Consider the following 26063-nt stretch of genomic DNA (forward strand, 5'->3'; position numbering starts at 1 on the left):
CCATGATGAAGATCTGGAACAGGCTTGAACTCCTGTTGATAGGAGTTCTTGGTGCCGCCGCGCTGACGGTCGGGACCGCTCAGGTCATCGGTCGCTACGTGAACAAGAACTTCGCCTTCATCAATGGCGAGGAGGTAGTGGTCTATCTGACGGTCTGGGCGGTGTTTCTGGCGTCGAGCCAGTTGGTCCGGACCGATGGGCATGTCAGGCCCGACGTCGTGCTGCGACTGTTGCCGCCGCAAGGGCAAAGATGGGTCGAGGCATTCAACTGCTGTGTCGCGATCTTGTTTTGTGGCGGCCTGGCCTATTGCGGCTTCCAGGTTGCGGATGTCGCCCGCAGCCTCGACGAGCGCAGCATCACGGGCCTCGAATTCCCGATGTGGATCTACTACTCGGCCATCCTGACCGGCGCCGTGCTGATGCTGTTGCGCTACGTCATCAAGCTTTATTTGCTCGTATTCCGCTTCGATCCCGCCACCATGGTCATCGCCGTTCACGATCACTGAGCGATCGACGACGTCAGCCGTCTTGATGACCGATCTGCCATCGGCAAACTGACCGTCGTGGTCCCGCATCGGGACGCTTCAGGTCCAGCAACAACGAGACCGACACGATGTGGACGATGCTTTTCCTGCTGATGTTCTTCGGGCTGCTCTGCGCGGGAATGCCGATCTTTCTGGTGTTGGGTCTCTGCGCGGCGGTCCTGTTCGGCTTCAGCGACCAGCCTCTGGTGGCGATCGCGCAGAAGATCGCCGATGAAATGAATTCCAGCACACTGATGGCCTTGCCCCTGTTCGTGATGGCCGCCGCATTCATGCGGCGCGGCGGCGTCGCCAAAGCGCTGGTCGATGTCGCAATCGCCTGGTTCGGACGATTGCGGGGCGCACTCGGTCTCGTGACGGTGGTGTCATGCACCCTGTTTGCCGCGATCTGCGGCTCCTCAGTTGCGACCGCGCTCGCCATGGGCACCATTCTGGTGCCGGCGATGATCGAGCGCGGCTATCCGCGTCATTTTGCGCTTGGCGTGGTCGGCGCTTCCGGCACGATCGGCATCGTGATTCCTCCCAGCCTGTCGCTGATTCTTTACGGACTGATCGCGGAGCAATCGGTACCGCGCCTGTTCCTGGCCGGCATCATGCCCGGGCTGCTGCAGGCAGCGATGTTCTTCGGCTGGGTGTTCTACTACTCGCACAAATACGAGCTGCCGCGCGAACCGTCCGTGCCTCGCGCCGAACTGGTGCGGATGAGTCTCAATGCCCTGCCCGCGCTGTGCGTACCTTTCATCGTGATGGTCGGAATCTACGGCGGCCTGATGACCGTCACCGAAGCAGCCGCGGTCTCGGCCACGGTGGCTCTTCTCGTCAGCCTGTTCTTCTATCGCGGCTTTAAGGTCAGCCAGACGCTCGAGGTGATCGCCGAGGCAATCAAGAGCGCCGCGACGATCATGATCATCGTCGCGACCGCTTTGGCATTCGGCCACTGGATGACGGACTCGGGCATCCCGGCCTCGCTGGTGAAGTTCACGCTCGACAACCAGCTTCATCCCTGGCAATTCCTGCTCGCGATCAACGTGCTGCTGCTCGTGCTCGGATGCTTTCTCGAGGTCGCCGCCACGCTGCTGGTGGTAATGCCGATCCTTGCGCCTGCGCTGAAACCGCTCGGAATCGATCCCGTCCATTTCGCGATCGTCTTTACCCACAACATGGAGATCGCGCTGGTTCATCCCCCGGTCGGACTGAACCTCTACGTGCTGGCCACGATTTCGACGGCGCCGGTCACCGAAGTGGTGCGCGGCGTTCTGCCGTTCCTCGGCCTGCTGCTGCTGTGCCTTGCAATCATCACCTATGTCCCACAGCTTTCGCTCTGGCTGCCCAATCTGGTCTATGGCGCGGGCTAGCAGCGCGGATCGTCTCGACGGAGAACTCGAGCATGTTATCGAAATCAATCCATTGGGCCGGCGAATTCTCCACGCTCGCGCTCCGCTACGGCAACAGGCCGGCTGTCGTCGACGCCGCCGGCACGACGTCCTATGCGGAGTTGTTCGCCAAAGCCGCCGGCGTTGCGGATGCCCTGATGCAGGCCGGGATCGGCCCGGCAGATGCCGTGGCTACATTGTTCCGCAACAGCGCCGACGCCGTTGCGGCCACTTTCGGCGTCATGCTGGCGGGCGCCGTCGAAGTCCCGATCAACCCTGCGCTGAGCAGCGACGAACGCGCTTACTGCCTCGCGGTCTCCAACGTTCGTCTGTTGATCACCGGCGCGGCCCTCGCGACCGAAAAGGCCGCCGGCGGTCCGATCATCATCGAGGTCGAAAGCATCGAACGGACCGCGTTGGATCCGGCCGCCTTTTCGCAGGTCGACGGCGACGCGCCGGCGCGTATCGTCTTCACCTCTGGTACCACCGGACGTCCGAAAGGCGCGGTTCACAGCCAGATCGGCCGCTGGACGGCCAACATATTGCTGCGGGCGAACCTGCCGTTCCGCCCGGGTGCCGGCAGCAACGTCCTGCTGATGACGCCATTCTCGCACGGCTCCTCGTTGATGACGCATGCCTATCTGTCGTCGGGTGCGGCCGTGACACTGCTCGACGGCGTCGACCCGCCGCGCGTACTTGATATCCTTGCACGCGGCGCATGCGATGCGATGTTTGCGCCGCCGACCGTGCTGGCAAAGATCGTGGCTGCCGCGGGCACGCGCCAGTTCTCGTCGCTGCGCACGATCTTCTGCGGCACGGCCGTGCTGAAGCCCACGCTCTACGCGCGCGTCAAGGAGATGTTCGGCCCCGTGGTGCGGGTGACCTATGGCAAGAGCGAGGTATTCAATCCGATCACAGTGCTTGAAGCCGAGGAGACCGAGTCCTGGTATGCATCCGGAGGCGAGGACGCCTGCGTCGGCTGGCCCGCTCCCGGTGTTGAAATCGTCATCCGCGGCGAGGACGGCCGGCCGGCCGCCATGGGCGATGGCGGCGAAGTCCTGATGCGCGCGCAACATCTGATGGCCGGATACCGCACCGCCGAGGGTTTCGTCCGATTGGCACCGAATGAATTCCACGAAACCGGCGATCTCGGCTATCTCGATGCACGCGGCCGGCTGCACCTCACCGGCCGTAGCGCCGACGTCATCAAGTCGGGCGGCTACAAAGTAGCGCCGGAAGAGGTCGAACGGTTGCTTGCGCCGGGGCTGCAGCCATCGGAAGTCGCGGTGGTCGGCATTCCCTCGGACTATTGGGGCGAGGTCATTCTGGCAGCGGTGGAAAATCCCGCACCAGGCTGGGAGGAGCGCATCAATCGCGTGGTGCCGAACATGACCGACTACAAGCGTCCGCGCCTGCTGCTTGCCCTCGACGAATTGCCGCGCAACGGAATCGGCAAGATCCTCCGCGGCGCCATTCGCACCGACGTGCTGTCCCGGTTCCGCATCACCGAAGGGCCGCGGCCGCGACTCGAAAAGCGCTCCTAGTTCAGCGCAAGCGACGAAGCCGAGTTCGCGTTGCAAGCGCAGAGAATGTGACCGCATTACGGGCACTTTACTCCGGCCGAACGCACAGCACGCCGTTTTCACGAGAACGGCACCGTCCAGCGAACGAGAAGGCTTACGTAGCGCCCCAATCGACGACCTATCGCCATTACGTGGCGTTTGCCCCAATAGTTGGAGTCGTGATCGCCGCCCTTGGCCTTATTTCGTGGCTCATCGGACGAGTCTGCTGCGACATCCTCTCCGGTGATTGACACAGCCTGGTTCAGGACTCCCATCATCGGGACGCTGCCCTGCATTATCGCTGGATCAATCTGTCAGAGATATCGGGCGGGGTGTTGCGCGCACGCAAACGGACCGCGGCGCGGGGCTGGTATGCGTCGGGGCCCCCACTTCGTTCCGCTACGGGACAGAGGCCCGATAGTGACTCTTCCTTTTGGCTCGACAAGCGCTGCAGGCCCGCGCTTCGCTCTCGGTCGTCTTCGAGCTTGCCCCAGTTCCATGCGAAGATAGTCATCTATCCACCGACGCGTTGCGCCGGGACGTGATCTGCAATGCATAATCCGCGTCACGAAAGTTCCGAGCTCGCCTAACGCCAAGCGTCCCTCGCCTTTGTCGTTAGCAGCCCCCGTTTGGCGCCGCCTGTTGCAGCCAAGTTACAGCAATTCCGCACGTGTCTGATAGGCGATGAACTTGGGGCTGGGCTAGTACAAGAAAGTTGGAATGAAAAAGATGAAGAAAATTCTGCTTGTCACCGCCAGCATGATCGCGCTCGGCGCGGTCGCGCCCGCTTCCGCGGCTGATCTCGCGCCTCAGCCCTACACCAAGGCTCCGCCCTATGTTGCTCCGACCCCGATCTACAACTGGACCGGGTTCTACATCGGTGGTCACGTCGGTGGTGCGTTCGGTGGCAACGACAACGTCCTCGCCCCCGGCTTCGGCGGTGGCAACGACGGTGTGTTCATGGGCGGCGTGCAGGCTGGCTATGATTACCAGTTCGCGCCGAGCTGGGTGCTGGGTCTTGAAGCCAACTATAGTTTTCTGGATACCAGTTCGAGCTTCGCCAATCGTGGCCTCGGTTCGGTAACCGGCCGCCTCGGCTACACTTGGGGTCCGGCGCTGCTTTACGTCAAGGGCGGCTATGCCTGGGCTGACACGCGCTTCTCAAACGGCTTCGGCGGCGACGGCGGCCGTGACGGCTACACCGTCGGTGCCGGTCTCGAATACATGTTTACCCAGAACTGGTCGGGCAAGCTCGAATACCAGTACTATGACTTCGGCACCGTCAACGTGTCCGATTCTCTCGGCTTTATCGGCAGCTTCCGCAACGACCAGCACACCATCAAGGCGGGCTTGAACTACAGGTTCAACCTGGGCGGCCCGGCCGTCGCCAGGTACTGATCGCTCGCTTAACTCCAAGCGACATGAGAGCTCCGGGCCAAACAAAGGCCCGGAGCTTTTTCGTTGGAACGGTGGTTCCTCCTGGATTGGAAGCCTCTAGCGCGGTCGATTGACGCACGTTGACGGACTGATCCGTGACGACATGACGCACGACGATCAATGCGTCATGGAACTGACCTCGAAGGGACGATGGCAGCTAACGCTCATCGGGCTGATGGAGCGCGAACAGGAGGCCCGTTGCGAGCGGTTTGGCCGGGCTGGTTATTTGGACAGGCCGGTCGGATTTGCCGCGTGGGCGCCGCGCGCTGCGAAGCTTCAGCGCCGATGCCTGATCTGCACGGCCTTCAGATAGTCGGCAACCTGCTCAGCCCAATCGGCGGGTGGCGCCACGCCTGTAACTTGCGGGCTGCGACCGCAGCCAACGCAGATCGGCCGAGTGTCCTGATCGCTCTCGAAGCTATAGGCATCCGCGCCGTCGGTAATCACGCACGGCGTCATGTCGGAGCGCTTGCGGTCGCAGCGTTTCATCATGGCCTCCGTTCCCCGGCGAGTGCTAGCCGACACACTTTGCGAGTCCAGTGCTGGATCATGAGTCGCCCACCACCGCCGAGGAGAATGCAAAGTGAAACGCATTCGATGGAACAGCAACACACGTGGGTGTTTTGGTTGTTGATTGATTATGATGCAATCGTGACCATGGAACCTGTGCTGTTGGCACGGACTGCACATCCCATCACGAGGCGGCTGTGATCTCATTGCGTACATCGGATCGACCGAGCAGGCGCATCGGCTCGGCCAATCCGAAAATACTGGCAAAGACGGCTCCGGCGCGGCCCTCAGACAGCACGTCGGGGCCGTCGCTTGTGTCAGCGGAGCTTGCGAGATGGGCGACAGCCATGAAGTGCCATTGTCGGATATGCACGCGCGCGTGCTGACGCGGCGTTGCGGCGCTCAATAGCTTTGCCGGTTGGGGTGGCTTGATGCGCGGTGATGGCGATGTCGAGAATAGAAGTGAGCGCGGAAGAGAAGGAATTGATTCTAATGCTGCGCGAATGGAAACGCGACGTGCGCGGATTTGGGTCGTCCGAGGTTTTGATTTCACGCCAGCATGGACGCGGATGGGAAATCAGGCTTGCGCTTAACGCGGATCAAGTGTCGTCCATCGGACTGAGCTTCGGGCTGGCCTGGAATGCACTCGCGGCAACACAGTTGGGTGCCTCACGATAGGCGGCATGGATTGCGCATGAATTTCGATGCAACCACGGCAACGGAGCCGGTTGCGTTGGCACAAAGTGCACTTCCATCTAAGGCCGAGTGTGATCTGATCGTCGCTCGGATCAGCCGAGCCCCACAGCGCATCAAACTCGGATAGTCCGAAGCACCGGCGAAGATGGCTCCGACGTTGAAACCCCTCAGACTCACGTCGGAGCCGTCGAAAAAGGTGGCGCCAATGAAAAATCGAACCGGCACCGAATGGGCCATCATCGCCGCTGAATGCTGGCTCGCAGTGGTCGCGGTGGCGATCTTGCTGATCGCGCTACACCCGGAAGTTGGCTGATTGCGATACGCGCGGCTGTCGGGATCGAAGGGACGATTTTGGTTAGGGCTGGTGCCCAAGCGCATGACGCAAGTCGAGATTCGTCCTCGCCTTCAGGACGACCGCCGCAGACGAGCGAGCGGAGCATCGCCGCCCCCGTTTGGCGAGCGCCTTGATCGCGTCTACCGCTCAGGAATCCGAGAGACGGACCACGCGGCCGGCGATGCTTAAAACAGCGTCTCGAACATGCTTCAACGAGCAACCGTAGACGGAGATTCACGAGTTGCGCTGTTGGGCGCGTCGTTCGACTGTTCGGCTGCAACGATGGAACGAATCTCGTCAATCCGTCGACACGCGCGGATCGCACACTCTCTCAACTCATCGATCGAGTGCGTTTCTGCCCGCGTCTTTTCAACCGCTTCGATTTGCGAATTGAGGGCTGCAAGTTCTGCCTGGAGCAGCTCGAGTAGCGATTGGTTGGAACCAACCGCCCTTTCCACTCTTTTTGCCCGCATTGTCATCCCCAAATACGGTTGTACATTCGTGACAACGATTCGTGGCTTCATTATGAATCACGCTGCCGAAGTGATCGTTCATTGCGTGACGCGCAATTTCGTCCGGGACCTTGAGCACGACTCATCGGCGATGGTCGAACCTCGAACGAGAACGCCCCTGATCGTGTTCTCGTATTTATCGCGACTGCAAATGCACGGCCTTTGCCAGGGCTCGCGCCGCCTCTGCCGGAGAAGCCTTGTCCGTATCACCGTCGACCATGAGGTTAGCGGCGCGCATCGCCTCAACGGGCACCGAGCCGACAAGCGGAACAAGTGCTCGCTTCAGCCGCGCATCGGCGGCACGCTTTGGCGAGATGAGGATCAGCGCATCATAGGAAGGTATCGCATGCTTCGGGTCAGCCAGTACGAGCAGATCAAGCGCCGCGATACGCCCGTCGCTGGAGAACGCGGAGACGACGTCGGCCTCGCCGGCCTCGAGAGCGTGATACATGATCGTTGGATTGAACGAGCGTCGCGTTCTGAACGACAGACCATAGGCATCCTTAAGCGAGCGCCATTCCGGTCGCCCCAGGAACTCAAGGTCATCGCCGATGGTGAGTTGAGGTGCAACACGAGCAAGATCGGCAATCGACCTGACGTTTAGTGCCTGCGCTCTCTCCCGTTTCATCGCGAGAACGTAAGCATTTTCGAAACCAAGCGCACCGAGTACCGTGACGCCCTGCTCCGCTTTCATCCAGCGGACGATCTCCGCCTGCATCTCCTCGCGCGGTGGCATGTCGGTGCGACCGATAACGTTGCGCCAGAGCGTGCCGGAGTAATCGACGTAAGCATCAATGTCATTGTGAGCCAGCGCGCGAAAGGCGATAGCCGAACCGAGTCCATCCTTGCGCGTTACGCCGACTCCTTCAGCCTTCAGCCGGTCACCCATCAGGTCCGCCAGAATGAACTGTTCGGAGAAGCTCTTCGCGCCGATGACATAGGTTTCTGCTTCGTTCGAGAGCAGCGGCGCGAAACCGGCGAGCGTACCGAGAGCAAGCCCGGCGATGCCGAACAACACACGCTTCCTGCTGCGTTCAGACGCCCCTGTCTCCACAAGACCGAGACAGAAGTCGGTGATCAGAGCAAGCCCGGCCGCGGCGATGCAGCCGAATAGCACGGAAACCCAGTTCTCGGTTTGCAACCCCGTAAAAATGTAATTGCCAAGGCTGGTTTGGCCGACGGGCGTGGAAAGCGTGGCTGCTCCAATCGTCCATACAGCTGCAGTCCGCACCCCGGCCATGATGACAGGCGTGGCGAGCGGCGCCTTGACGCGCGTCAGAATCTGCTGAGGCGTCATACCAACGCCTTCTGCAGCTTCGACGATAGCTGGACTGACGCCATTCAAACCAACCACACTGTTGCGCAAGATCGGAAGCATCGCATAGAGCGTCAATGCGATCAGCGTCGGCAGGAATCCCAGCGCGGGGATACCGAAGCCGAAGAGCCGTGCCGTCAATGTCGAGAGCGCAAGGAGCAATGGATAGAACAGTGCGAGCAACGCAAGTCCCGGTATGGTCTGGATCAAGCTGGCGATGGCAAGCACCAGCCTGCGTAGCCATGGTCGTTCCGCTGCGAGGGCAGCCAGCGGCAGGCTGACGAGCAGTCCAAGCGCAAGCGCCGTGGCGCAAAGTACAATATGTGGTGTGAGATAGGTGGGAAGCAGGCGCCAGGCGTCGAACAACGCGTCTAATCGGGCACTGGAAAGCAGCTCTGCGCCGGCATCAGGCACGAGCAGGTCCGTTCTTGGTCGCAAGCGCGGCGATGCGCTCCGCTTGACGTCGCGGGACTTCCATCAAGGCGGTCACGTCCGGATCGTCAGAACCAGAGCCCATCATCAACGTGTGCGGCGTATCGTCCGCGAGTACGCGGCCGTTCTTCATGACGACGATTCGATCAGCCATCAGCGCAGCTTCCTGGATGTCATGGGTGACCATCAGGGTCGTCATGCCGAACCGGTCGTGCAGCTCGCGGTAGGAAGAACCCAGGCTGTCGCGGGTGACAGGATCGAGCGCACCCAGTGGCTCGTCCATCAGAACAATGCGCGGTCGGGCGGCGATTGCACGCGCGACGCCAACCCGTTGGCGCTGACCTCCGGACAGCATGTGCGGAAAGCGGCTGGCGTAATCCTGCGGCAAGTCCACCATATCCAGCATCTCGGCTACCCGCGATTCGATCTCGTTCGCCTGCCAGCCACGCAATTTGAGTGTCACGGCAATGTTGTCGGCAACGCGCATGTGTGGAAACAAACCGATCCCCTGAAAGACATAGCCGATGCTCCGCCGCAGCATCGGCGGTTCGGCTTTGCTTACAGGCACTCCGTCGATCCTGACTTCTCCAACGTCAGGATCGACCAGTCGATTGATGGTCTTCAGCAGCGTGGTCTTGCCGGATCCCGAGCCGCCCACGAGCGCGACCAGTGACCCCTGCTGTACGTCGAGCGATACGTTGGAAACAGCAACGCTCCGTCCCCCATCGTAGGATTTCGATACAGCATCGATCTCGATATACGGCACGGAATTGGACGGATTCGAAATCGGCGAAGCTGTCATGAACAGGGCCTCCCTGTGGACTGCAGAAACTGGCAGAAAATGACCAAGCGGGAGTCAGGGCATGATCCGCTTGGATGCGCAGGTCCCTGGGTCACACCCACGCCCATCTTCGGAAGGCGAGCCCGTCACGGCTCCAACGCGACCTGCAGGCCGTCGTCGCCCTCAACATGGACATAACGCGGTCCGATCGGACGCCCCCTGCCGCTGGCAACAGTGACAATGTCTTCCAGGGGAGCGGCGCGCGCATCCGCCTCAGGGCGGGACAACATCAGGTCGGCGTGAAACAGCCCTTCCGACTCAAGACCGGTAGCATCGATGCCAAGAGCCGCCAGGCTTGCCAAGCAACTTTCAAACTCTTCAGCATCGCGAAAACGACGCTGGATAAAAGTCGCGCCGGCAAGACGCTCTGTCACAAGACCACGCTTCGCGAACGTCGCGGCTAGAGATTCGAACGGGAACATTCGTAGCACGAACGAAATGATCCATGGACGCTTCTCCGTCGCATCGAGAATCTTGCTGAACGTCTTCTCGGTGACGTAGCCGATGCACCCCGTCGACATGATGACATCAGCGGATCGGACAAGATGCGCGCTGTCGGTCGAGAGCGCCTCCGTTTCAAGATCTGCGACAATGCCCTGCTCAAGCAGACCAACACCCGTTGCATACCTAATCGCCGGCGCCGATACATCGAGACCGATAAATCGCGCGAGACCGACATCCGGCCAAGCCGCATAAAAATTGCGATCGAGACGCACCAATGTCTCAGAACCGATCGCCCTCATCTCGCGCCGGGCGTAGCGATGGCGCAAGCCCCCGAAAGTCAGTGGAAACCGATGCACCGCTGCGTTGATTCCGTATGAACAGCCAACATCAAGCACGGTCGGCTTGACGCCGGTTTCCGAAACCTTCGCTGCCAGAATTTGGCGCACAACCGGCTCGGCCACGTCCGGGATCATGTAATCCAAATCTCCGAGGACAGAGAAATATGCCCTGGGATCATCCAGGGCATAAATATCATCGAAGACGGCCTTGGACTGATTGATGCGCGAAAAATGTGTTTGCAACCCGGTCTCCTATTTCAACTTGCAAGCCACTCGACGGCTGCTGCGTTCAAGTGCTTGATACCCTATTGCAGAGATTGATCGACGCACAAACCCATTGCGCTTTTTTTCAACCTCGCTTCGTGGAACTGCGCTGCGCACTGATGTGCGCGCGCGTGTAACGCGGCCTCCTTTTTCGAGACCATCGCCTGTTGGGGCGGCTTGATGTGCGGTCAGGATGATGTCGAAAATGCCAATCGCTCCGGCAGAGAAAAGGATCAACTCTGGTGCTGCACGAATCAAAGCGTGCGGGCAGCCGGCCCCGATGGTCGACAATGCTGGTCAGGCACGGACGCGACGGTTGGGAAATCACGCTCACGTTGCGTGCCCGGTGGCGCCAGTCGCGGCACCGGAGAACATCTCGCAGAAGCATGGAACGCACTCGCGCCAGCACAGTTGCCGACAACAGGTTGAGACCGCGCCAATAGGAAGGCCGCTCAGATGGGAATGATTGGCCCGCGTAGTTGGCCGATGGATCGAACTCGGTCTACGGACAAGGCGCGCTGGAGCAGTTCCTCGGCAACGGCAACTCACGCACGTGGTTTGGGGGCCATGTTAGAAAATGCGCCAAGCCGCCACGCCGAGGATGAACCAAGCTTGAAGCTGATTTGGTGGAACAGCAACTCGCGCATACGCACAGGGCTATTGACGGTTTGCATCGCTCGCGAGGCCGATGTTCGGAACTTTGTCGGTTCCGCTGCAACGATGAGGCCCTGACAGCACTGAACGGACCGGGCTCCTCGCACGGTATCGTCAGCGAGATTGAGCGTTTCCAAGCGTCTCGAACACCGTCTGCTGCCACCAATCACCTTCGATTTGATCGAGTACGGCGAGATCGAGCATCGGCCGCAAGGCGCTATCTTTGGGCAGTACGATCGCATAGCTCTCGCTGCTGAAGCTGGTATCGACGACGCGAGCCGAGGCCGAGAAGTCGCTGCGAACCATCCAGGTCAGCAACGGCTTGTCATGAACAAAGGCATCGATTGTCCCACGCCCCAGCGCGGAGAGGCCGCCTTGGATGTCCGGAAACGTTCGAAACGAAAGCCGCTGACGAGCGAGGTAGTCGGTCGTCGCGGAGTTCGCGACCGCGCCGACGCGCACGGAACGCAGGTCGTTGAAGCCGTGAACGGCGCCCTCGAGCCCTCTGCGCGTAAGGGTGGAGGTGATACCGGCGGTGAACACCGCAATCGCGATCACGGAAGCGATCATCCATCCCATTGCCACGATCCTGCCGGGGAGTGTTGTCGGCGCATTCTGAGCGGCTCCGGCTTGCGTCATGGCGATGGTCGACCACCAGAAGCTGGAGCCGAGTCCCTTGGCGCCGCCACCGAAGTGCTCCGTTTTGCGCCGTTCCAGCATCCAGATCAGGAATCCGACCGCCATTGCGAAACCAAGCAGCACCGCGACGGCCTGGAAGAATCCGAAAGAGAGAAGCGCCCGCCCGATCGCGACCCAGGGGTTTTCGTTGACCGGTACCGCAACGCCGAGCCCGGTGTTGTAGAACGGCTGCGTAAAATCGACTTTGCGCGCACGCTCGGCAGTCACTGTAACCGCCGCGACGCCAACATCGAATCTGCCGTTTGCGACGCCGTCCAGCAAATCCGGCACGCTCTGGGTTTCGACCAGGCGAAAACGTAGGTGTGCCTGATCGGCGATCCTTTTCCAGAGCGCGATGCTCATACCGCTCCAACTCCCATCCGGCTGCTTGATGGCAAATGGAGGGGCCTGCTTGGTCGCCACGACTAATTCCCTGTCAGGGGCCGCGGCAGCTTGGGCGTGAAGGGCGCCGCAGCCGAACGCGGCCACCGCCAGCGCCAGGATGCATAACCAGACCGGTCGAATCGACGTCCGCTTGCGTTGCGAGATTGGATCTCCCCGCCTGGCGCGGTGGGCAGCCATCTCACACGACACCTCCCCCAAGTGGCGGTCGTGCAGAGCTGACGGGAAAGCCTCGAATGAACTCATTGCTCACCTCGATGCATACCGGGATTGCCGGCCGGAGCTTCGCTACTCTCTTGGCAGCATTCGTCACACGCCTGTCCGTCAAAACAAAGGCGAAGGAGTCTTCGGCCATGTCCGGAGGGCTAACTAACCTCAGGTTGAATTTCACAACGCAGACGCTCGATTGTCGACGTTGCGGGTGACGGCATCGCTTCTCTAGATTCAACAAAATCGCAAGCATCGGCATGAGCTGCGAGGCAGCGACAAATGACACCATAACGCTCAGGATACCAGAGTTTCGGCACCATCGAGGCGTTCGCGAAGACACCTGATGGCGTGCGCATGGTCTTTACGAAGAATGGAGCCCGGTTGGATGCTGAAGCCTCGCTTGCGGTTTTGGCAGTGGGTTGGGTCGCAGACACGAAGCGGCTGAACGTCGCGGTTGAGCCTACCCCACCTACAGAGGGATCTTGGCCCGGGCTGCGGTGATGGCGGCAGCACAGCTCGGCTTGAGCATAGGCTGGCAAGCGCACCGGTTCGAGAATGTATCGCCTGCGACCCGCCAGTCGGGAGAGGTCGGGGAGCGTCGGTGACCTTCACGGTCGCCCGTCGCAAGGGAGATTTCCGCAAATCTCGGCAAGTATCGAGACGTTCGAACGGCCCACGGACACGGGCAAGCCGTCCCGACCAGTAAGCCGATCCTGGTCAACCCACAGCACTGAAAACCACCCAATCCCTGCAGTCGGGCAGCCCCCCGCGACGGGCAGAACGGCTAGTCCGTTTTGTTCGCGCTGATACCCCCTTTCAGCGACGAACACGGTAGCCACCGCAACGAAAACGCTAGGCAATGGCGGCATTGGCGGGGTTATCAATTCCATGCCATTGAATTTGCTTGGGATATCCCTCCTGCCGGGATCGCCCCGTCATTTCCCGGCCCAGTGTTTTCAATAGGTTGAGCCTCAATTTGGAAGTCGAGCTTGTTCAGAAGGCGCAGCCTCATGAAGACTGGAACGAAAGCAAGGTGTCGAAAGCCAAGAGAGCCAGTGACGGTCCTTTGGCGCGCGTTCGCGCCGCCTCATGCGCACGGCTCGGCCGGCCCGTCATGTGCACGTCGACATGCGTGTGAGTGACAAGGTCATCGCCTGTGGTCGCGTTCTTTCCGGATCACGAACGGACCCGAAGTTTGACGATCATTGTGAACCACCCCACAGCCCGGATGCGGCCGAAGTGATAAAAGGCATTTTAGACATTGGACAAGACCGCTGACGGTCTCCGGCGGTCCGAGAACCGCAGGTTTGTTGATTTTCTCTCCAAGACAGGGTTCCATTCCGGCTCCATTGAGCCGAGGTCGTGCAATGCCTGCCGGAGCTGTCGCGAGGGAGCAAGCCGCCCACACGCCAAAATGGGTGAATGCACGCCTCCGGTCTCAGGAGTGGTCCAACAACCCTCGCGCGGACGCCCGGACCGCGGCAGTGCTGCTTATCGACATTGCCGGCTTCACAGCGAAGACCGACCGCGCTGCCGGCGACGGCGCTGAAAGCCTTACCTACTTCATCAACGATTGCTTTGCGATACTGGCCGACGTGATTGATTCAGAGGGAGGCGACATCGTCGCTTTCGCCGGCGACGCCATTCTCGCGATTTGGGTCGATCCGGACGCGGCCGTCGCTACCGCGCAGGCCGTGCGCTGCGGCCTTGCGCTGCGACAGGCCATGACCGCCGGGCCGGGCCGAGAAGCGATCAGTGCGCGTACGGCGGTGGAAACCGGCGAAGTGTTCTTCTGCAGGCTCGGCGGCTGGCAGGACAAATGGCACTATGTTGCAGCCGGAGAACCCTTTTACAGCATCGGCCTCGCCTATCAGAAGGCCGCGATCGGCGACATCGCGTTGTGTGCAAACGCCGCGCGGCTGTTGACGGGCTCGTGCGAACTCGAGCCCATGCCCTATGGAGCACGGCTCCTTGGAATGAACGCGCCCGATGCCGTCGCACCGATAGACGGCATTATCTTCGGAAGCCACACGGGCAAGGCCGATGCCAGCGACTGGGTCGGCGAGTTTCGCACGCTCACAGTGGCGCGGGTCGGCCTCCCCGATTTCAATTTCGATGATGATTTCCTGACGAGACTGCAGGCCTTCGTCGTTGACATCCAGCAAATCGCCGAACGGCTCGAGGGAACCGTTCATCAGGTCCTGATGGACGACAAGGGCCTGACTCTTACGCTCGTCTTCGGATTGGCTCCGCTTGCCCACGAAGACGATCCCTTCAGGGCAGTCGAGGCGTGTCTGCGCCTCCGTCGCCAGCTGGAAGCGAAGGCCATTCCGATTTCTGTCGGCCTGGCGACCGGCCGCCTGTTCTGCAGCAATTATGGCGGCCTCCATCAAAGGACGTTCGGGATTTTTGGGCAGGCCATCAATGTGGCCGCGCATTTCGCCGAGGCCGCACAGGGCGACATCGTCTGCGACGCCACGACGGCCCAGGCCGTCGGGCGCAGGATCGTGTTCAATCTGCTGCCACATCTCCAGGTCAAGGGGACGGGCGCATCGATGTTGGCGTTCAGTCCGGCGGCAGTGACCGACGATTTCCATGCTCCACCCCGGCGCACCATCATCGACCGCGTCAGCGAAACCGCGATGCTCAGGAGCTGTCTCGACGGTCTGAAGACAGGAACCGGTAAGCTCGTCCTCATTGCAGGCGAAGCCGGCATCGGAAAATCGCGCCTACTCGAAGACTTCATCGGATCGGCGCAGGCCGACAATCACGCCGTCCTGGTTGCAAATGCCACGGCGATCGAAAGATCGACGCCCTATTTCGTGTGGCGCGCCGTATTGCGGCAGATCTTGCAGTTTGAAGGACCGGGCGACGGACCGCGGGTTCGACGCGAATTGTCGGAAGCGCTGCTCGAAAACGAGTCGCTGCTGAATTGGCTTCCGCTGCTCGAAGAAGTCATTCCACTGGGATTTTCCGAATTCGCCTTCACCGAACAGATCGTCGGCTCGGCTCGCGCGAGCGCGATCGAAGAACTCGTGATCTTCATCCTTCGCCGATCGAGCGTTCGCATCCTCCTGATGGAGGACGTCCACTGGTTCGACGGCCCCTCGATCGAACTGCTTGGCGCCGTCGCGCGCCGGCTTTCGGACTTCCTGATCGTGGTTACTCAGCGGACCCAGACGACAGCGATCGCAGAGCAGCGTCTTGCCGTCGAACTCGCCTCATCGCTGCAGCTGCGGCTCGACCGGCTATCGCGCGACGACGTGCGGCTGCTGGTGAAGCGGCGCCTGAGATCGTCCGAGGTTCCGCCGGAACTGGTGCGATATGTCTACGGTCATGCCAGTGGAAATCCGTTCTTCAGCGAGGAGCTCGCGCTCGCGCTCAGGGACACTGGAAAGATTCAGGTTACGCGGGGGATATGTTCGTTCGATGAACAGAGCCTCGCCGATTCCAGTATCTCGCTCTCGACCAGCGTTGAACGCGCAATCGTCAGCCGGATCGACCTGCTATCGCTCGACGACCAGCTGGTGCTCAAGGCCGCCAGCGCGGTCGGCGACGCCTTCTCCTCCGAGTTGCTGGATCAAATCGTCCCGGAGTTGTCCGCTGCCACCAAGGCGGAATGCATCCGCCGATTGATCGACTTCGACTTCCTGCAACTCGATCGCGAGACGCGGCCACTTTCCTTTGTGTTTAGGCACTCCATAACGATGGAGGTTGCCTATCATGTCTTGTCTTTTGCGCAGCGAAAAACCCTCCATCGGCGGATTGCCGGCTTCATCGAGCAGCATCACGCCGAGGAGCTGCAACCGAATTATGCGCGCCTGGCAAGGCATCTCGAGCTTGGCGGCGAGCCGTTGCGGGCGATCACTTACCTCGAGCTTGCGGCGCAACAGTCGCGCAACAACTCGGCAAATCGCGAAGCGATCCGTTACGTGGAGAAGCTATTCGATCTCACGCAGCGCGAAGCAATCCAGATCGGACGCAGCCGCAAAGCGGCTTGGGAGGTCATCCTCGGTGACGCTTGTCACGAATTGTCGGACTACGAGAGCTCCGCCAACCACTACCACCGCGCGATGGAGTTGCTTGGTCATCGTCTTCCGGCGAGCAAGACCGAACGAATCGGCGCGCTTGTTCGCAACGCCGCAACCCAGTTGAGGTTACGGTATACTTCGTCGAAACAAGTGGCCCTGGCTGAGCAGGACAGGTCCGACATGCAGCGCGTCGCTCATATGCACGAATTTCTGTCGGAGCAGTATTTCTACCAGAATGACTCGCTGGCCGTGCTCAACGGAACGCTGGCCTCGTTGAACCTGGCCGAAAAATGCGGCGCGACCCCGGAGACGATTCGAGGATACAGCGCGCTGGCGCTCGGAATTGGGATGTCCGGCATGGTGGGGATCGGCCGCAGGTACGCGGCGCGCGCGATCCAACTTGCGGAAGGTTACGGCTCGCTGCCCGAGATCGCGCGGGTCCGACTCGTGCTCGGCGTTCTCTCTTATGGCCTCGCCGAATGGGATAATGCCGAGGCGCATGGCGAGCATGCAAGACGTTGTTACGAGCGCCTGGGAGACCGAAAGCGTGCGCAGAACAGCGAGACGATGTTGATCTTCATCGCGCTGTTGCGGGGATATATTTCGCTCGCCGACGAGCGGCTTGCCAAGCTGTTCGCGGAACTCTCCGACGATTCCCCGCCGCAGATCCGCGCTTGGAGTCTTTCCTTACGGGCATTGATCGACATCACCCGGGGCGGGGCCGATACCGGATGCCTCGACAAACTGAAAGCGCTGGCGGGCCAGCGGTTGATCCGCACCGAACAATTGCTTTGCACGGGCGTGGCCGCGGCCGGCTATCTCGAGCGCGGCGAGGCCGCGGTCGCCCTTGAGCTTGCGGAACGGGGACTTCCAATCCTGCGCGAATGCGGCGTTGTGTGGGGCGGATATGCCTTCGGGCCGGCAGGAATCGCCGATGTCTTACTGAGCCATTGGGAGCAAGCTTCCGGCGCGGTCTCTTCGAACATTCAAAGCCAGGCGAAGCTGGCGTGCCGGGAGCTTTCGCGGCTGGCTCGAACATCGCCGATCTGCCGTCTCTACAGCCTGTTAATGAACGGCCGATTGCGCTTCCTGACCAGTCAACCGGCGCGGGCGCTCGAGAATTGGAAGCGCGCCGCCGAAGTGGCCGAGCTGCTGCAAACCCCCCGCGAGCAGGCGCAGGCGATCTATCGAATCGGCCTTGCGACCAGCGCGAGCGATCCTGAGCGTGAGTCTCGCCTGCGGCAGGCGGCCGACATCTTTGAACGCCTCGGCGCCGCCAAGGAGCTCGCCGAACTGAAACGTGTCCATCCATCGCCGTCGTCGCAATGGAGACAGGCTTGAGCCAGCGCCGCATCATCATCGTGGGCGGCGGAATGGCGGGACTTTCCGCCGCCTATCAGCTCAGCCTTACATCGGAATTGCGCAAGCAATATCACGTCACGGTCTATCAGCTGGGATGGCGGCTCGGAGGCAAGTGCGCCAGCGGGCGCGATGCGCAGGGCCGCAACATCGAGCATGGCCTGCATATCTGGTTCGGCCACTACCTGAACGCTTTCCAGATGTTGGCCGAAGTTTACCGAAACTTGCCGCGGAAGGGAGCGAAAGTCGATTTGAACACTTTGATTCTCCCACAGGGTTACACGCCGATCGGCGATCCCGATGGGGCCAAGCCGACCGTGTATGACGTCAACTTCCCGACATCGAAGAAAGTCGGTATACCCGGCAGAGAACCGGCTGACCTCAGCATCGCCAATTGTCTGTCGCACGCGATAGGGCTGTTGATCAACTTCCACGACTATGCGCTCGGGTCAGACTCGCCGATCGTCAAGCTCGACGAAGTTTCGATCGAAACGATAAAAATGCGCGACGACCCGCGGTTTCCCCCCTCAAGACTACTCGGTGTGGTGACGGCAAGAACCTGTCTGGAGATTGCCTCGGCATGGCTGTTGCATCTCGACGAAGACATGATCTCGTTTGGCCCCGCGGACATGGAATTAGTCCGCCGGGTGCTTCAGGGCGCTGCCGGCGCCAGTTGTCATATGACCTTTGCGAATACCGCAGCCGGTCACTTGTTCGACCAGGCCTTGCGACTAGCGTGGCCGCTGGTGGACGGCATTTTCGACGACATCGTGATTGAGCAACGATCCATCCAGCAGATGGACGGCGAGGACTTTCGCCGCTGGTTGGTTCGTCATGGCGCCGAGCCCTCACTGGTCAAGCATTCGCCAATGGTGAAAGCGCTCTACGACACGATGTTTCAGTATCCGGACGGAGACATCGCCAACGCGAGCTACGGAGCAGGAACTGCGGTCCAGGTCCTGCTTCGAGCACTCGGAACCTATCAAGGAGCCGTGGCGTGGGAGCTGCAGGCCGGTGCAGGCGAAGTGATCGTCGCTCCCCTGTTCGAGATACTCAAGCAGCGAGACGTCGAGTTTCGGTTCTTTCACAAACTGACCGACATCAGGGTCTCGTCGGATGGGCGATCTGTCGATTCACTGCACTTTGACGTGCAGGCGATACCGAAGTCCGGCTATGAATGGACCGTGCCGATTGGCGATGGACTGTCCGGCTGGAGCAGCCAACCCGACTGGCTTCACCTCGACGTGCCCCCGAACGGCTGCGTTGATTTTGAATCGTTCTGGTGCAACGAGCGGGTCGGCACCGACGTAAAGACACGCGTCGACGATTTCGACGATGTCGTCCTGGCGATACCGCTCGGCGCTTTCAAGAAGTTCACGGGCAACAAGAGTGTCGAGCGACCGCCCGGACCAGGCCTATCTGGCATTGAAGCAAAGCACGAGCCGTTCGACGACCTTTACAACTACAGCACCGGCTTCTGGAATATGGCGGCAAAGCTTCGCCTGGTGCCCAGCATCGCAGTTCAGCTCTGGAGCACGCGCTCGCTTGCCGACCTCGGCTGGCCCGGACAAAAGCCCGCGCTGGTGTCAGGCCCCAATCCTCTCGACATCTGGGCGGACATGTTTCAGCTCCTGCGGTATGAGCGCCGCGTCCCTCCTCCCTACTCGCTTCACTACCTCTGTGACGTCTTCCCTTCGAAATTGTACGCAGCGCCGCAGACAAGCCGGCATACCCAGGAGATGGCAAATCTGCTCGCCTATCTCAAGACGCTGGATTGGCTCGAGCACAAGGCTAAATTCATCTGGCCGAAGGTGATGACGAACGGTGCGTTTGACTGGACCGTGCTTTACGACGATCAGGATCGCCACGGCTATCGCCGGATCAGGGCTCAGCACGTCAAAGCCAATATCAGTCCCTGGGACTGCTGTGTCGCGACCGCGGCCGGCACCAGCGCCTGGCGCCTGAAGACCGACGAGTCCGGCTTCAAGCACCTGTACCTCGCCGGAACCTGGATCGACACCGGCTTCAACACCGAATGCGTTGAAACAGCCGTGATCTCGGGAATGCAGGCGGCGCGCGCGATCACCGGCGCAGAGCTCGAAATTCCCGGCGAGCGTTTCCTTCACGCTACCCGACAATTTGTGTCTCTCTGTGATGTTATGCGCAGCTGCGCGCCCGCCCCCGCTGAATGAGGATCGGCCGCATGGCGCTCAGAAAGATTGCAATCCTGGGAGGCGGTGTCGCGGCGCTCAGCGCGGCGTTCGAGCTGACGGAGCAAGATCCGCAGCATCAACTGTTCGACATCACCGTCTACACGATCGGCTGGCGGCTTGGCGGCAAGGGAGCGGTCGGCCGCGACAAGGAAAAAGGATATCGCGCCGAAGAACACGGACTTCATGTCTGGACCGGTTTCTACGATAACGCATTCGAACTGGTCGACCGGCTTTATGCCGCGATGAACGATCTCGATCTCAGCCCGCCGTTCGGATCACGCGAGAACGCCTTCGAGGGCCTCGATCGATCCGTGCTCATGGAGCCGTTCAATTCCGGTTGGACTTCATGGACTATCGACATTCCACCCCATGAAGGTATTCCCGGCACACCGCGTCCCGCAGTCTCGCTCGTCGATTTTCTGCGCTCCCTGCTCGAATGCTCGGTGCAGCAGAGCCAGTCGATCGCTGGTTTCACCGACCAATGGCCGGCGGCGACCCAGCACTCCGCCGTGGCGGCCGGAACAACCGACGGTCCGTTCAGAACGGCGCGGGCGAAGATCGATATCCTGCCGCAGGATCCCAGGGCGGTCAGCCCGAGTGACGCCGCCGAACTACAGACGATACTAAGGCATGCGCGGTCTCAGCTCTGCGACAAGCCGGCGTCAGCCGCCATGCCACGCGACCCGCGCGAGATCGTGGCGGAGGTCGCGCTGACGATCGCGATCGGCATGTTGAGCGACGGCGTGCTGTGGCAGGGCTTCGACTGCATCGACCATCAAGAGTGGACCGATTGGATGAGGTCGAACGGTTGCTCGGATTCGACGCTGGATTCCGCCATTATCCGTGGCTGCTATGATTATGTGTTCGGGTTCTTCGGTAGCCGCCACACGCATGAATACGGGAATGTCATTCCCTGCAGGAACGTGGCGGCAGGCACCGGCACCCGCATCCTGTTGAAGCTGCTCTTCACATATCGCGGGTCGTTCTTCTACCTTCTCAAGGCGACCATGGGCGAGCTGCTGTTCGCTCCGCTCTACCAGGTCCTCACGAAACGCCATGTCAAATTCGAATTCTTTACCAAGGTCGAGCACATCGGACTGTCTCAAGACAAAGCTTCGATCGAGTTCATCGACACCACCGTGCAGGCGACCACCCACTCCGGCAATTCTTACGATCCGCTGATCTGGATCGGCGCAGATGGCACTATCCCGAGCTGGCCTTCCCATCCAGACTACTGTCAGCTGGTCCAAGGACAGGATCTGCGGGACCAAAGAATAGACCTGGAATCGGCGTGGACGAAGTGGCCCGGCGTCGCCCCTCCCCGAAAGCTGCTGCGAGGGAGAGATTTCGACGATGTCGTGCTCGGCATCGGCATCGGCGCATTTTGCACGATATGCAGCGACCTGATCTGCCACACGCCCGGCTGGCGAGAGATGGTCGATGCCATCAAGACGACGGCGACGGTAGCCTTTCAGGCATGGACAAGCGTCGGCATGCGAGAGCTCGGTTGCAAGCAGGATCGAACGGCTCTTTCGGGATTCGTATTGCCGCTCGATACCTGGGCCGACCTCAGCCTGATGTTGCCACTGGAAAAATGGCCTCAATCGCCTCCCAAGGGGTTGGCATATTTCGTTGGCTCCCTGGTCGACGATCCCCTGCATCCGCCGCCCCCGTTCTGCAAACACAGTTATCCGGCCAGGATGCTCGCGCGGCAAAGGCGAAGGATGCTGCACTGGGTCGAGAGCAACCTTCACTTCCTATGGCCCGGAATTGAAGGCCCCGGCCATGCCATTCGTTGGGAGCGATTCTTCGACTATCGTGCTTATTCCCCCCCGACTCGAAGGCGGTTCTTCGCGCAATATCCGAGGGTGAACATCAATCCCTCGGACCGATATGTGCTATCGGTTCCCGGCAGCGTGTTCAAACGCATGGAGGCCGGCAAGTCGGGGGTCGACAATCTCTTTCTCGCCGGCGACTGGGTTCGTACCGGTATTAATGCGGGTTGTATTGAAGCATCGGTCATGGCGGGCCGCGCCGCGGCAGCCGCAATTGCAGGAGTAGATATTGCCATGCCAAACGCCAACGACTTCAACGACGTTTCGCTGCCAACCGCCTTGTTGCCGGCATTGGACCTGTTGCGCAAGCTTGCCACTAACGCCGTCGCCGGTACCGGCGAAATCGAGGCGTTTTGCGTCGTCCAACAACGGCCGCGCTGCGAACTCGAGAAGATGCTACCCGATGGGCTGACACTCCTCGAACCTCCAGCGCCCCACAGCACGATCAAGACAGCGCATCACGGCGCGTCGTCCGATGCAGAGGGCAAGACGGAAAGGACACCGGAGATTATTCCCGAGCCACCGCATCATGTCGTCCTGATCTTTGCCCGGCAACGCAACGTGCGTCCGGGACCACTACCCTTCGGCGGCGCGCACTACCTCGAAATCGCCCAGCTGATTCCCGACGTTGTCCATAAGAACGCACCTTCATTGCAGAACGTCCTGTTCAGCTACATGCCGCATTTGTTCGTGAGCTCGCTGGCAGCCACGTTGATCGGTCAGAATTTTTACGGCTTCAACAAACAGGTCGCACGAATCCAGGATGATAATGACTCCTTCTCCATGCGAAGCTCATCCGGCACCATAAGAACCTGGTTCGAGCGCGACGGCGTGCCCGGTGGCATCGACAGCTATCTCGTCATCAAGCAACTCCGCGACAAACTGGATCAGCCTCTGGTCGGCGTCCAGCCGGATGGCAATTTCATCTACTCGATGCTGAAATACGGTCTTGGCGGTGCGGTCGTTCAACCCATCAAGGGCAAGATCGCGCTATCCTCGCCTTTCGCCCATAAGGCAGAGGAGATCGAACTCGCACCGATCTCAAAGCCACCGCAAAAGGACGACTCCTGGGGATTCCGGTTCATCGCGCCTTGGACGCTCAGCCTGCCCTTCAACTTTCCGGGCGGGCAGCCGAGTTCGAGCGCAAGAAATCTGGCGAGGGCCACCGGCGAGTACAGCACGGCATTGCTGGGCCGTATCTTGGTACGACGCTGACGGCCGGGAAGCTTGGCGCCACTAATTCGCTCAATGGTCGCCAAGGCACCGCACTCGTACGAAGGTCTTAGATTGACGACCGCCATCAAAACGGCGAGAGTCGAGCATGAGGATGCAGCGCCCCCACCCGACAGCTGAACGCCAGGCAGCCTTTCCCTCGTTACTCGCGCCGTGGCCGCAGAGCGAGCTGGCCCCCGAGCTGGCGGACCGCGTGGAAAGCACCATCCCTTCGGAGGCTGGATAAGGCGATGAACCGCGACGGGATGACGAATGCCGCATGGTAGCGGGGGAGCGCTACCGCCTTTCCGCACAGCCAGAAAACCTACGGTACCTTCTGAAATCTTTCGCCTAAAGCCGCCTCGACGCGACCTCCTATCGCGCTAAGATGATCGAGAAGCCGGTCTCCATTCAGATTGGAAGTCTTCGAATCTCGGCAATGTTTTCTGGTGCTATTCCGATATTTTGCAGCCTTTCGGGCTATTGAGATCATTAGATAATTTTGCTTTGTCGGAATGGGCCACGCGTGCCGGCAACAGGGATCGGACGATGGACCGCGAGTCTCGCCGGGCGCGCTGAGCCCTGCGTGGCGCCTATGCTCATCTTGGCAGCCCAACACTAGTGAGTAGCTGCTCGACGCTACGGTCGAGAGAGCTGAGCGGCGAACGCACTCAGGTTTGTGCGCCGGGAACTCTCGAGACCTTCGTTGACTCCAAGGATTGTGAGCTTTTCGCAGCCCTCTTCAGACCGAAATTGTGGTTTAGGTAGTAGTACTTTCTATTGGTGGCCCGACCGTCGCCTTCGTCGCTGGGGTTACGAAGCACGAATTCCCGGACCAGATCGTCCTTCACGCCGAAGACGACATCGGAATCGAGGTACTGGTCGCCTGCGACGAAGATGTGCGTCACTAATTGCTCGAAGCCCGGGGCGGAAATCATGAAGTGCACGTGTGCCGGCCGCCAAGGATGCCGGCCCTGTGCCTTTAGCATTTCGCCGACTGGGCCGTCGTGCGGTATCGGATAGGCTGCCGGCTTGATCGACCAAAAATTAAATCGACCGCTGGCGTCGGTGCGGAAGCGGGCCCTCATCGCCAGCCCCCCGATCTCACCGAGTTGCTGCACGTCGTAATTACCATCGTCGTCGGAATGCCAGACATCGACCGATGCGCCGGCAAGGGGGAGACCGTCGACGGTCGAGACCGAGCCCGTGACGAAAAGCGGATCGCCTTCGACGCCGTTGGAGATGTCCTCCCCCAATTTCCCTTCTGGAGCGTCCTGAACGAAGAACGGGCCGAGCACCGTGCTTTCCGTCGCGCCGGGCACCGAAGAAACATTGATCGCGTCGACCAGCATCGAGACGCCCAGAGTATCCGAGAGCAGAATGAACTCCTGGCGTTTGTCGTCGCACATTTGACCGGTCCTCGTGAGGAAGTCGATGCCGTATTCCCATTCCTTTTGGGTGGGACGCACCTCGCGTACAAACGCATGGAGATGTCGCACCAGGGCCTCGCTGATCTCTCGAATGCGGGCATTCGTTGCGCCCTGCAGTCGCTCAAGCACCGCATCAGTGATCGTATCTTCGTTGAAGTTGCGCATTATCACTCCGTGGGTTGAGTTCGCTTTGTTTGGCGGAAGAGAGCATCGTCTCCTAAGGTACGGCAGGCGGTTCGCCTGCCCAAGCGCGGGCGATAAGGTCTCGGATTGCGTCGCGCTCGAGAGAACGGGGATTCCAATAGGCGTCGACTATCGCAAGGTCCGCCGCACGGTCGATACCATCCTCCGGCATACCGATCTCGCGCAACCCGCGCTTCGTGCCTAGTCGCCGGCTTAGATCGAATAACCCGGTGGCTGCGTTGTTCGCGTCTACTGCCTTGGCGATGCGAGCCGCGGCGTCGGGGGCTGCCGCCGCATTATAGGCCAGCGCATGCGGGAGAACGATGGCGTGCATTTCCGAATGCGGAAGATCGAACCGACCACCGAGCACGTGACAAAGCTTGTGATGCAGTGCCATTCCGACGGTACCGAGACAAACCCCGCAAAACCATGCGCCGTAGAGTGCTTCGGTGCGCGCGTCGTGATCGTCGCTTGTGACGGCAATCACGGGCAACGCATGTGCAAGGGCACGGATGCCCTCTTCCGCCATCAGCGAGATCACGGGATTGGCCTCTTGAGCATAGAGCGCCTCCGCGGCATGGGCGATCGCATTGATGCCCGAAGTCGCGGCAAGCTTAGCAGGTAAGGTCATCGTCAGGTCGACGTCGTAGACAACCGTTTCCGGCAGCACGGCCGCACTGCGTAGGGTTGTCTTCCGTCCATCGCGGGTTTCTCCGAGAATCGGAGTCATTTCGGAGCCCGCATAAGTGGTGGGAATGCAGAGCTGATTGACGCCGGTGCGCAACGCTAACGCCTTGCCGAGGCCGATGGTCGATCCGCCGCCGAGCGAAATGACACAGTCCGCCTGGCACGTCCTCAGCGCGGTCAATGCCCGCTCTGTCACCTCGACCGGCGTATGCATCGTGGCGTCGGAGAATATGCCGGCACAGAGCGACCCAAGCTCGTCCGCGAGCGAGACGCCCTGCGTCATTTGTTGCGAACTGGTCAACACCAGAGCTCGTTTGCCACCGAGGCGTCTGACCTCGGCGTTGACGGTACCCAGCGTGCCACTGCCGAAGACAACGCGACACGGAAGACTTTCGTACGTGAATGATCCGATCATGCCAGCACTGTTCTTATGAGAGCGTAAGTTGGCAGCCCGATCCGTGGGTCGCTCAAGTTCGAGGGCATCGCAGCGGTTGCCGCGGCGCCTTGCAAATCCGTATCGAGTAGATTCAAGTCCGAAATGTGAGGGGTTGGTCGATGGCGGAGCGCTG

Annotated in this window: 16 protein-coding genes; 8 read left to right on the forward strand and 8 right to left on the reverse strand. The window is 60.6% G+C overall.

The window, feature by feature from the left end:
• Nucleotides 1-2: 2 nt before the first annotated feature.
• The 4 genes from ACZBJS_RS13530 to ACZBJS_RS13545 all read left to right on the forward strand — a co-directional run bounded on the left by ACZBJS_RS13530 (nt 3) and on the right by ACZBJS_RS13545 (nt 4875).
• The gene (locus ACZBJS_RS13530) at nt 3-506 is read left to right on the forward strand and encodes a TRAP transporter small permease (protein ID WP_057017373.1); all 504 of its coding nucleotides are present in this window, start codon (nt 3-5) and stop codon (nt 504-506) included.
• Nucleotides 507-613: 107 nt separating this feature from the next.
• Nucleotides 614-1897, forward strand: coding sequence for a TRAP transporter large permease (locus ACZBJS_RS13535; protein WP_253589162.1), 1284 nt, complete (start codon nt 614-616; stop codon nt 1895-1897).
• Nucleotides 1898-1929: 32 nt separating this feature from the next.
• Nucleotides 1930-3459: a class I adenylate-forming enzyme family protein gene (locus ACZBJS_RS13540; RefSeq protein ID WP_463438795.1), complete on the forward strand. Its 1530-nt coding sequence runs from the start codon at nt 1930-1932 to the stop codon at nt 3457-3459.
• Between the two features lie 747 nt (nt 3460-4206).
• On the forward strand, nt 4207-4875 hold the full coding sequence (locus ACZBJS_RS13545; protein WP_057017476.1) for an outer membrane protein: 669 nt from the start codon (nt 4207-4209) through the stop codon (nt 4873-4875).
• A 315-nt stretch (nt 4876-5190) separates the two neighbouring features.
• Here the strand turns inward: ACZBJS_RS13545 and ACZBJS_RS13550 are convergent, their stop codons facing one another.
• Nucleotides 5191-5406: a hypothetical protein gene (locus ACZBJS_RS13550; RefSeq protein WP_463438796.1), complete on the reverse strand. Its 216-nt coding sequence runs from the start codon at nt 5404-5406 to the stop codon at nt 5191-5193.
• A 202-nt stretch (nt 5407-5608) separates the two neighbouring features.
• A complete protein-coding gene (locus ACZBJS_RS13555; RefSeq protein ID WP_316399365.1) occupies nt 5609-5830 on the reverse strand; it encodes a hypothetical protein in 222 nt (73 codons plus the stop codon).
• Between the two features lie 56 nt (nt 5831-5886).
• On the opposite strand from ACZBJS_RS13555, the gene ACZBJS_RS13560 reads away from it, so the two are divergent.
• A complete protein-coding gene (locus ACZBJS_RS13560) occupies nt 5887-6102 on the forward strand; it encodes a hypothetical protein (protein ID WP_143029505.1) in 216 nt (71 codons plus the stop codon).
• A gap of 1000 nt (nt 6103-7102) precedes the next feature.
• Here ACZBJS_RS13560 and ACZBJS_RS13565 read toward each other — a convergent pair.
• From ACZBJS_RS13565 to ACZBJS_RS13580, 4 genes are all read right to left on the reverse strand, one after another.
• A complete protein-coding gene (locus tag ACZBJS_RS13565; protein ID WP_092081762.1) occupies nt 7103-8647 on the reverse strand; it encodes an ABC transporter permease/substrate-binding protein in 1545 nt (514 codons plus the stop codon).
• A gap of 40 nt (nt 8648-8687) precedes the next feature.
• Nucleotides 8688-9515: an ATP-binding cassette domain-containing protein gene (locus ACZBJS_RS13570; protein ID WP_168855306.1), complete on the reverse strand. Its 828-nt coding sequence runs from the start codon at nt 9513-9515 to the stop codon at nt 8688-8690.
• A 125-nt stretch (nt 9516-9640) separates the two neighbouring features.
• Nucleotides 9641-10579: a class I SAM-dependent methyltransferase gene (locus tag ACZBJS_RS13575; RefSeq protein ID WP_316399361.1), complete on the reverse strand. Its 939-nt coding sequence runs from the start codon at nt 10577-10579 to the stop codon at nt 9641-9643.
• Nucleotides 10580-11368: 789 nt separating this feature from the next.
• A complete protein-coding gene (locus ACZBJS_RS13580) occupies nt 11369-12580 on the reverse strand; it encodes a transporter substrate-binding domain-containing protein (protein ID WP_244558769.1) in 1212 nt (403 codons plus the stop codon).
• Nucleotides 12581-14028: 1448 nt separating this feature from the next.
• On the opposite strand from ACZBJS_RS13580, the gene ACZBJS_RS13585 reads away from it, so the two are divergent.
• From ACZBJS_RS13585 to ACZBJS_RS13595, 3 genes are read left to right on the forward strand one after another with little or no spacing between them, the layout of a single operon-like run.
• Nucleotides 14029-17916, forward strand: coding sequence for an AAA family ATPase (locus tag ACZBJS_RS13585; protein ID WP_316397999.1), 3888 nt, complete (start codon nt 14029-14031; stop codon nt 17914-17916).
• Nucleotides 17913-20126, forward strand: coding sequence for an NAD(P)-binding protein (locus ACZBJS_RS13590; RefSeq protein WP_316397998.1), 2214 nt, complete (start codon nt 17913-17915; stop codon nt 20124-20126). The genes ACZBJS_RS13585 and ACZBJS_RS13590 overlap by 4 nt, the downstream gene beginning before the upstream one ends.
• An 11-nt stretch (nt 20127-20137) precedes the next feature.
• Nucleotides 20138-23197, forward strand: a complete 3060-nt coding sequence (locus ACZBJS_RS13595) for an NAD(P)-binding protein (protein WP_316397997.1) — start codon at nt 20138-20140, stop codon at nt 23195-23197.
• A gap of 668 nt (nt 23198-23865) precedes the next feature.
• Here the strand turns inward: ACZBJS_RS13595 and ACZBJS_RS13600 are convergent.
• Nucleotides 23866-24789 (reverse strand): intradiol ring-cleavage dioxygenase, encoded by a 924-nt coding sequence (locus ACZBJS_RS13600; protein WP_076826860.1) that lies wholly within the window; start codon nt 24787-24789, stop codon nt 23866-23868.
• 52 nt (nt 24790-24841) lie between these two features.
• Nucleotides 24842-25909 carry a maleylacetate reductase gene (locus ACZBJS_RS13605; protein WP_253638742.1) on the reverse strand — a complete coding sequence of 356 codons (1068 nt, stop codon included), beginning with the start codon at nt 25907-25909 and terminating at the stop codon, nt 24842-24844.
• Between the last annotated feature and the right edge of the window lie 154 nt (nt 25910-26063).

Source organism: Bradyrhizobium sp. KZN70725 (assembly GCF_055264925.1).

Excerpts from the sequence above, each read along its gene's own strand:
- ACZBJS_RS13530 (WP_057017373.1), top strand. The coding sequence starts at position 3 with ATGATGAAGATCTGGAACAGGCTTGAACTCCTGTTGATAGGAGTTCTT.
- ACZBJS_RS13535 (WP_253589162.1), top strand. The coding sequence starts at position 614 with ATGTGGACGATGCTTTTCCTGCTGATGTTCTTCGGGCTGCTCTGCGCG.
- ACZBJS_RS13540 (WP_463438795.1), top strand. The coding sequence starts at position 1,930 with ATGTTATCGAAATCAATCCATTGGGCCGGCGAATTCTCCACGCTCGCG.
- ACZBJS_RS13545 (WP_057017476.1), top strand. The coding sequence starts at position 4,207 with ATGAAGAAAATTCTGCTTGTCACCGCCAGCATGATCGCGCTCGGCGCG.
- ACZBJS_RS13550 (WP_463438796.1), bottom strand. The coding sequence starts at position 5,406 with ATGATGAAACGCTGCGACCGCAAGCGCTCCGACATGACGCCGTGCGTG.
- ACZBJS_RS13570 (WP_168855306.1), bottom strand. The coding sequence starts at position 9,515 with ATGACAGCTTCGCCGATTTCGAATCCGTCCAATTCCGTGCCGTATATC.
- ACZBJS_RS13580 (WP_244558769.1), bottom strand. The coding sequence starts at position 12,580 with ATGAGTTCATTCGAGGCTTTCCCGTCAGCTCTGCACGACCGCCACTTG.
- ACZBJS_RS13595 (WP_316397997.1), top strand. The coding sequence starts at position 20,138 with ATGGCGCTCAGAAAGATTGCAATCCTGGGAGGCGGTGTCGCGGCGCTC.
- ACZBJS_RS13600 (WP_076826860.1), bottom strand. The coding sequence starts at position 24,789 with ATGCGCAACTTCAACGAAGATACGATCACTGATGCGGTGCTTGAGCGA.
- ACZBJS_RS13605 (WP_253638742.1), bottom strand. The coding sequence starts at position 25,909 with ATGATCGGATCATTCACGTACGAAAGTCTTCCGTGTCGCGTTGTCTTC.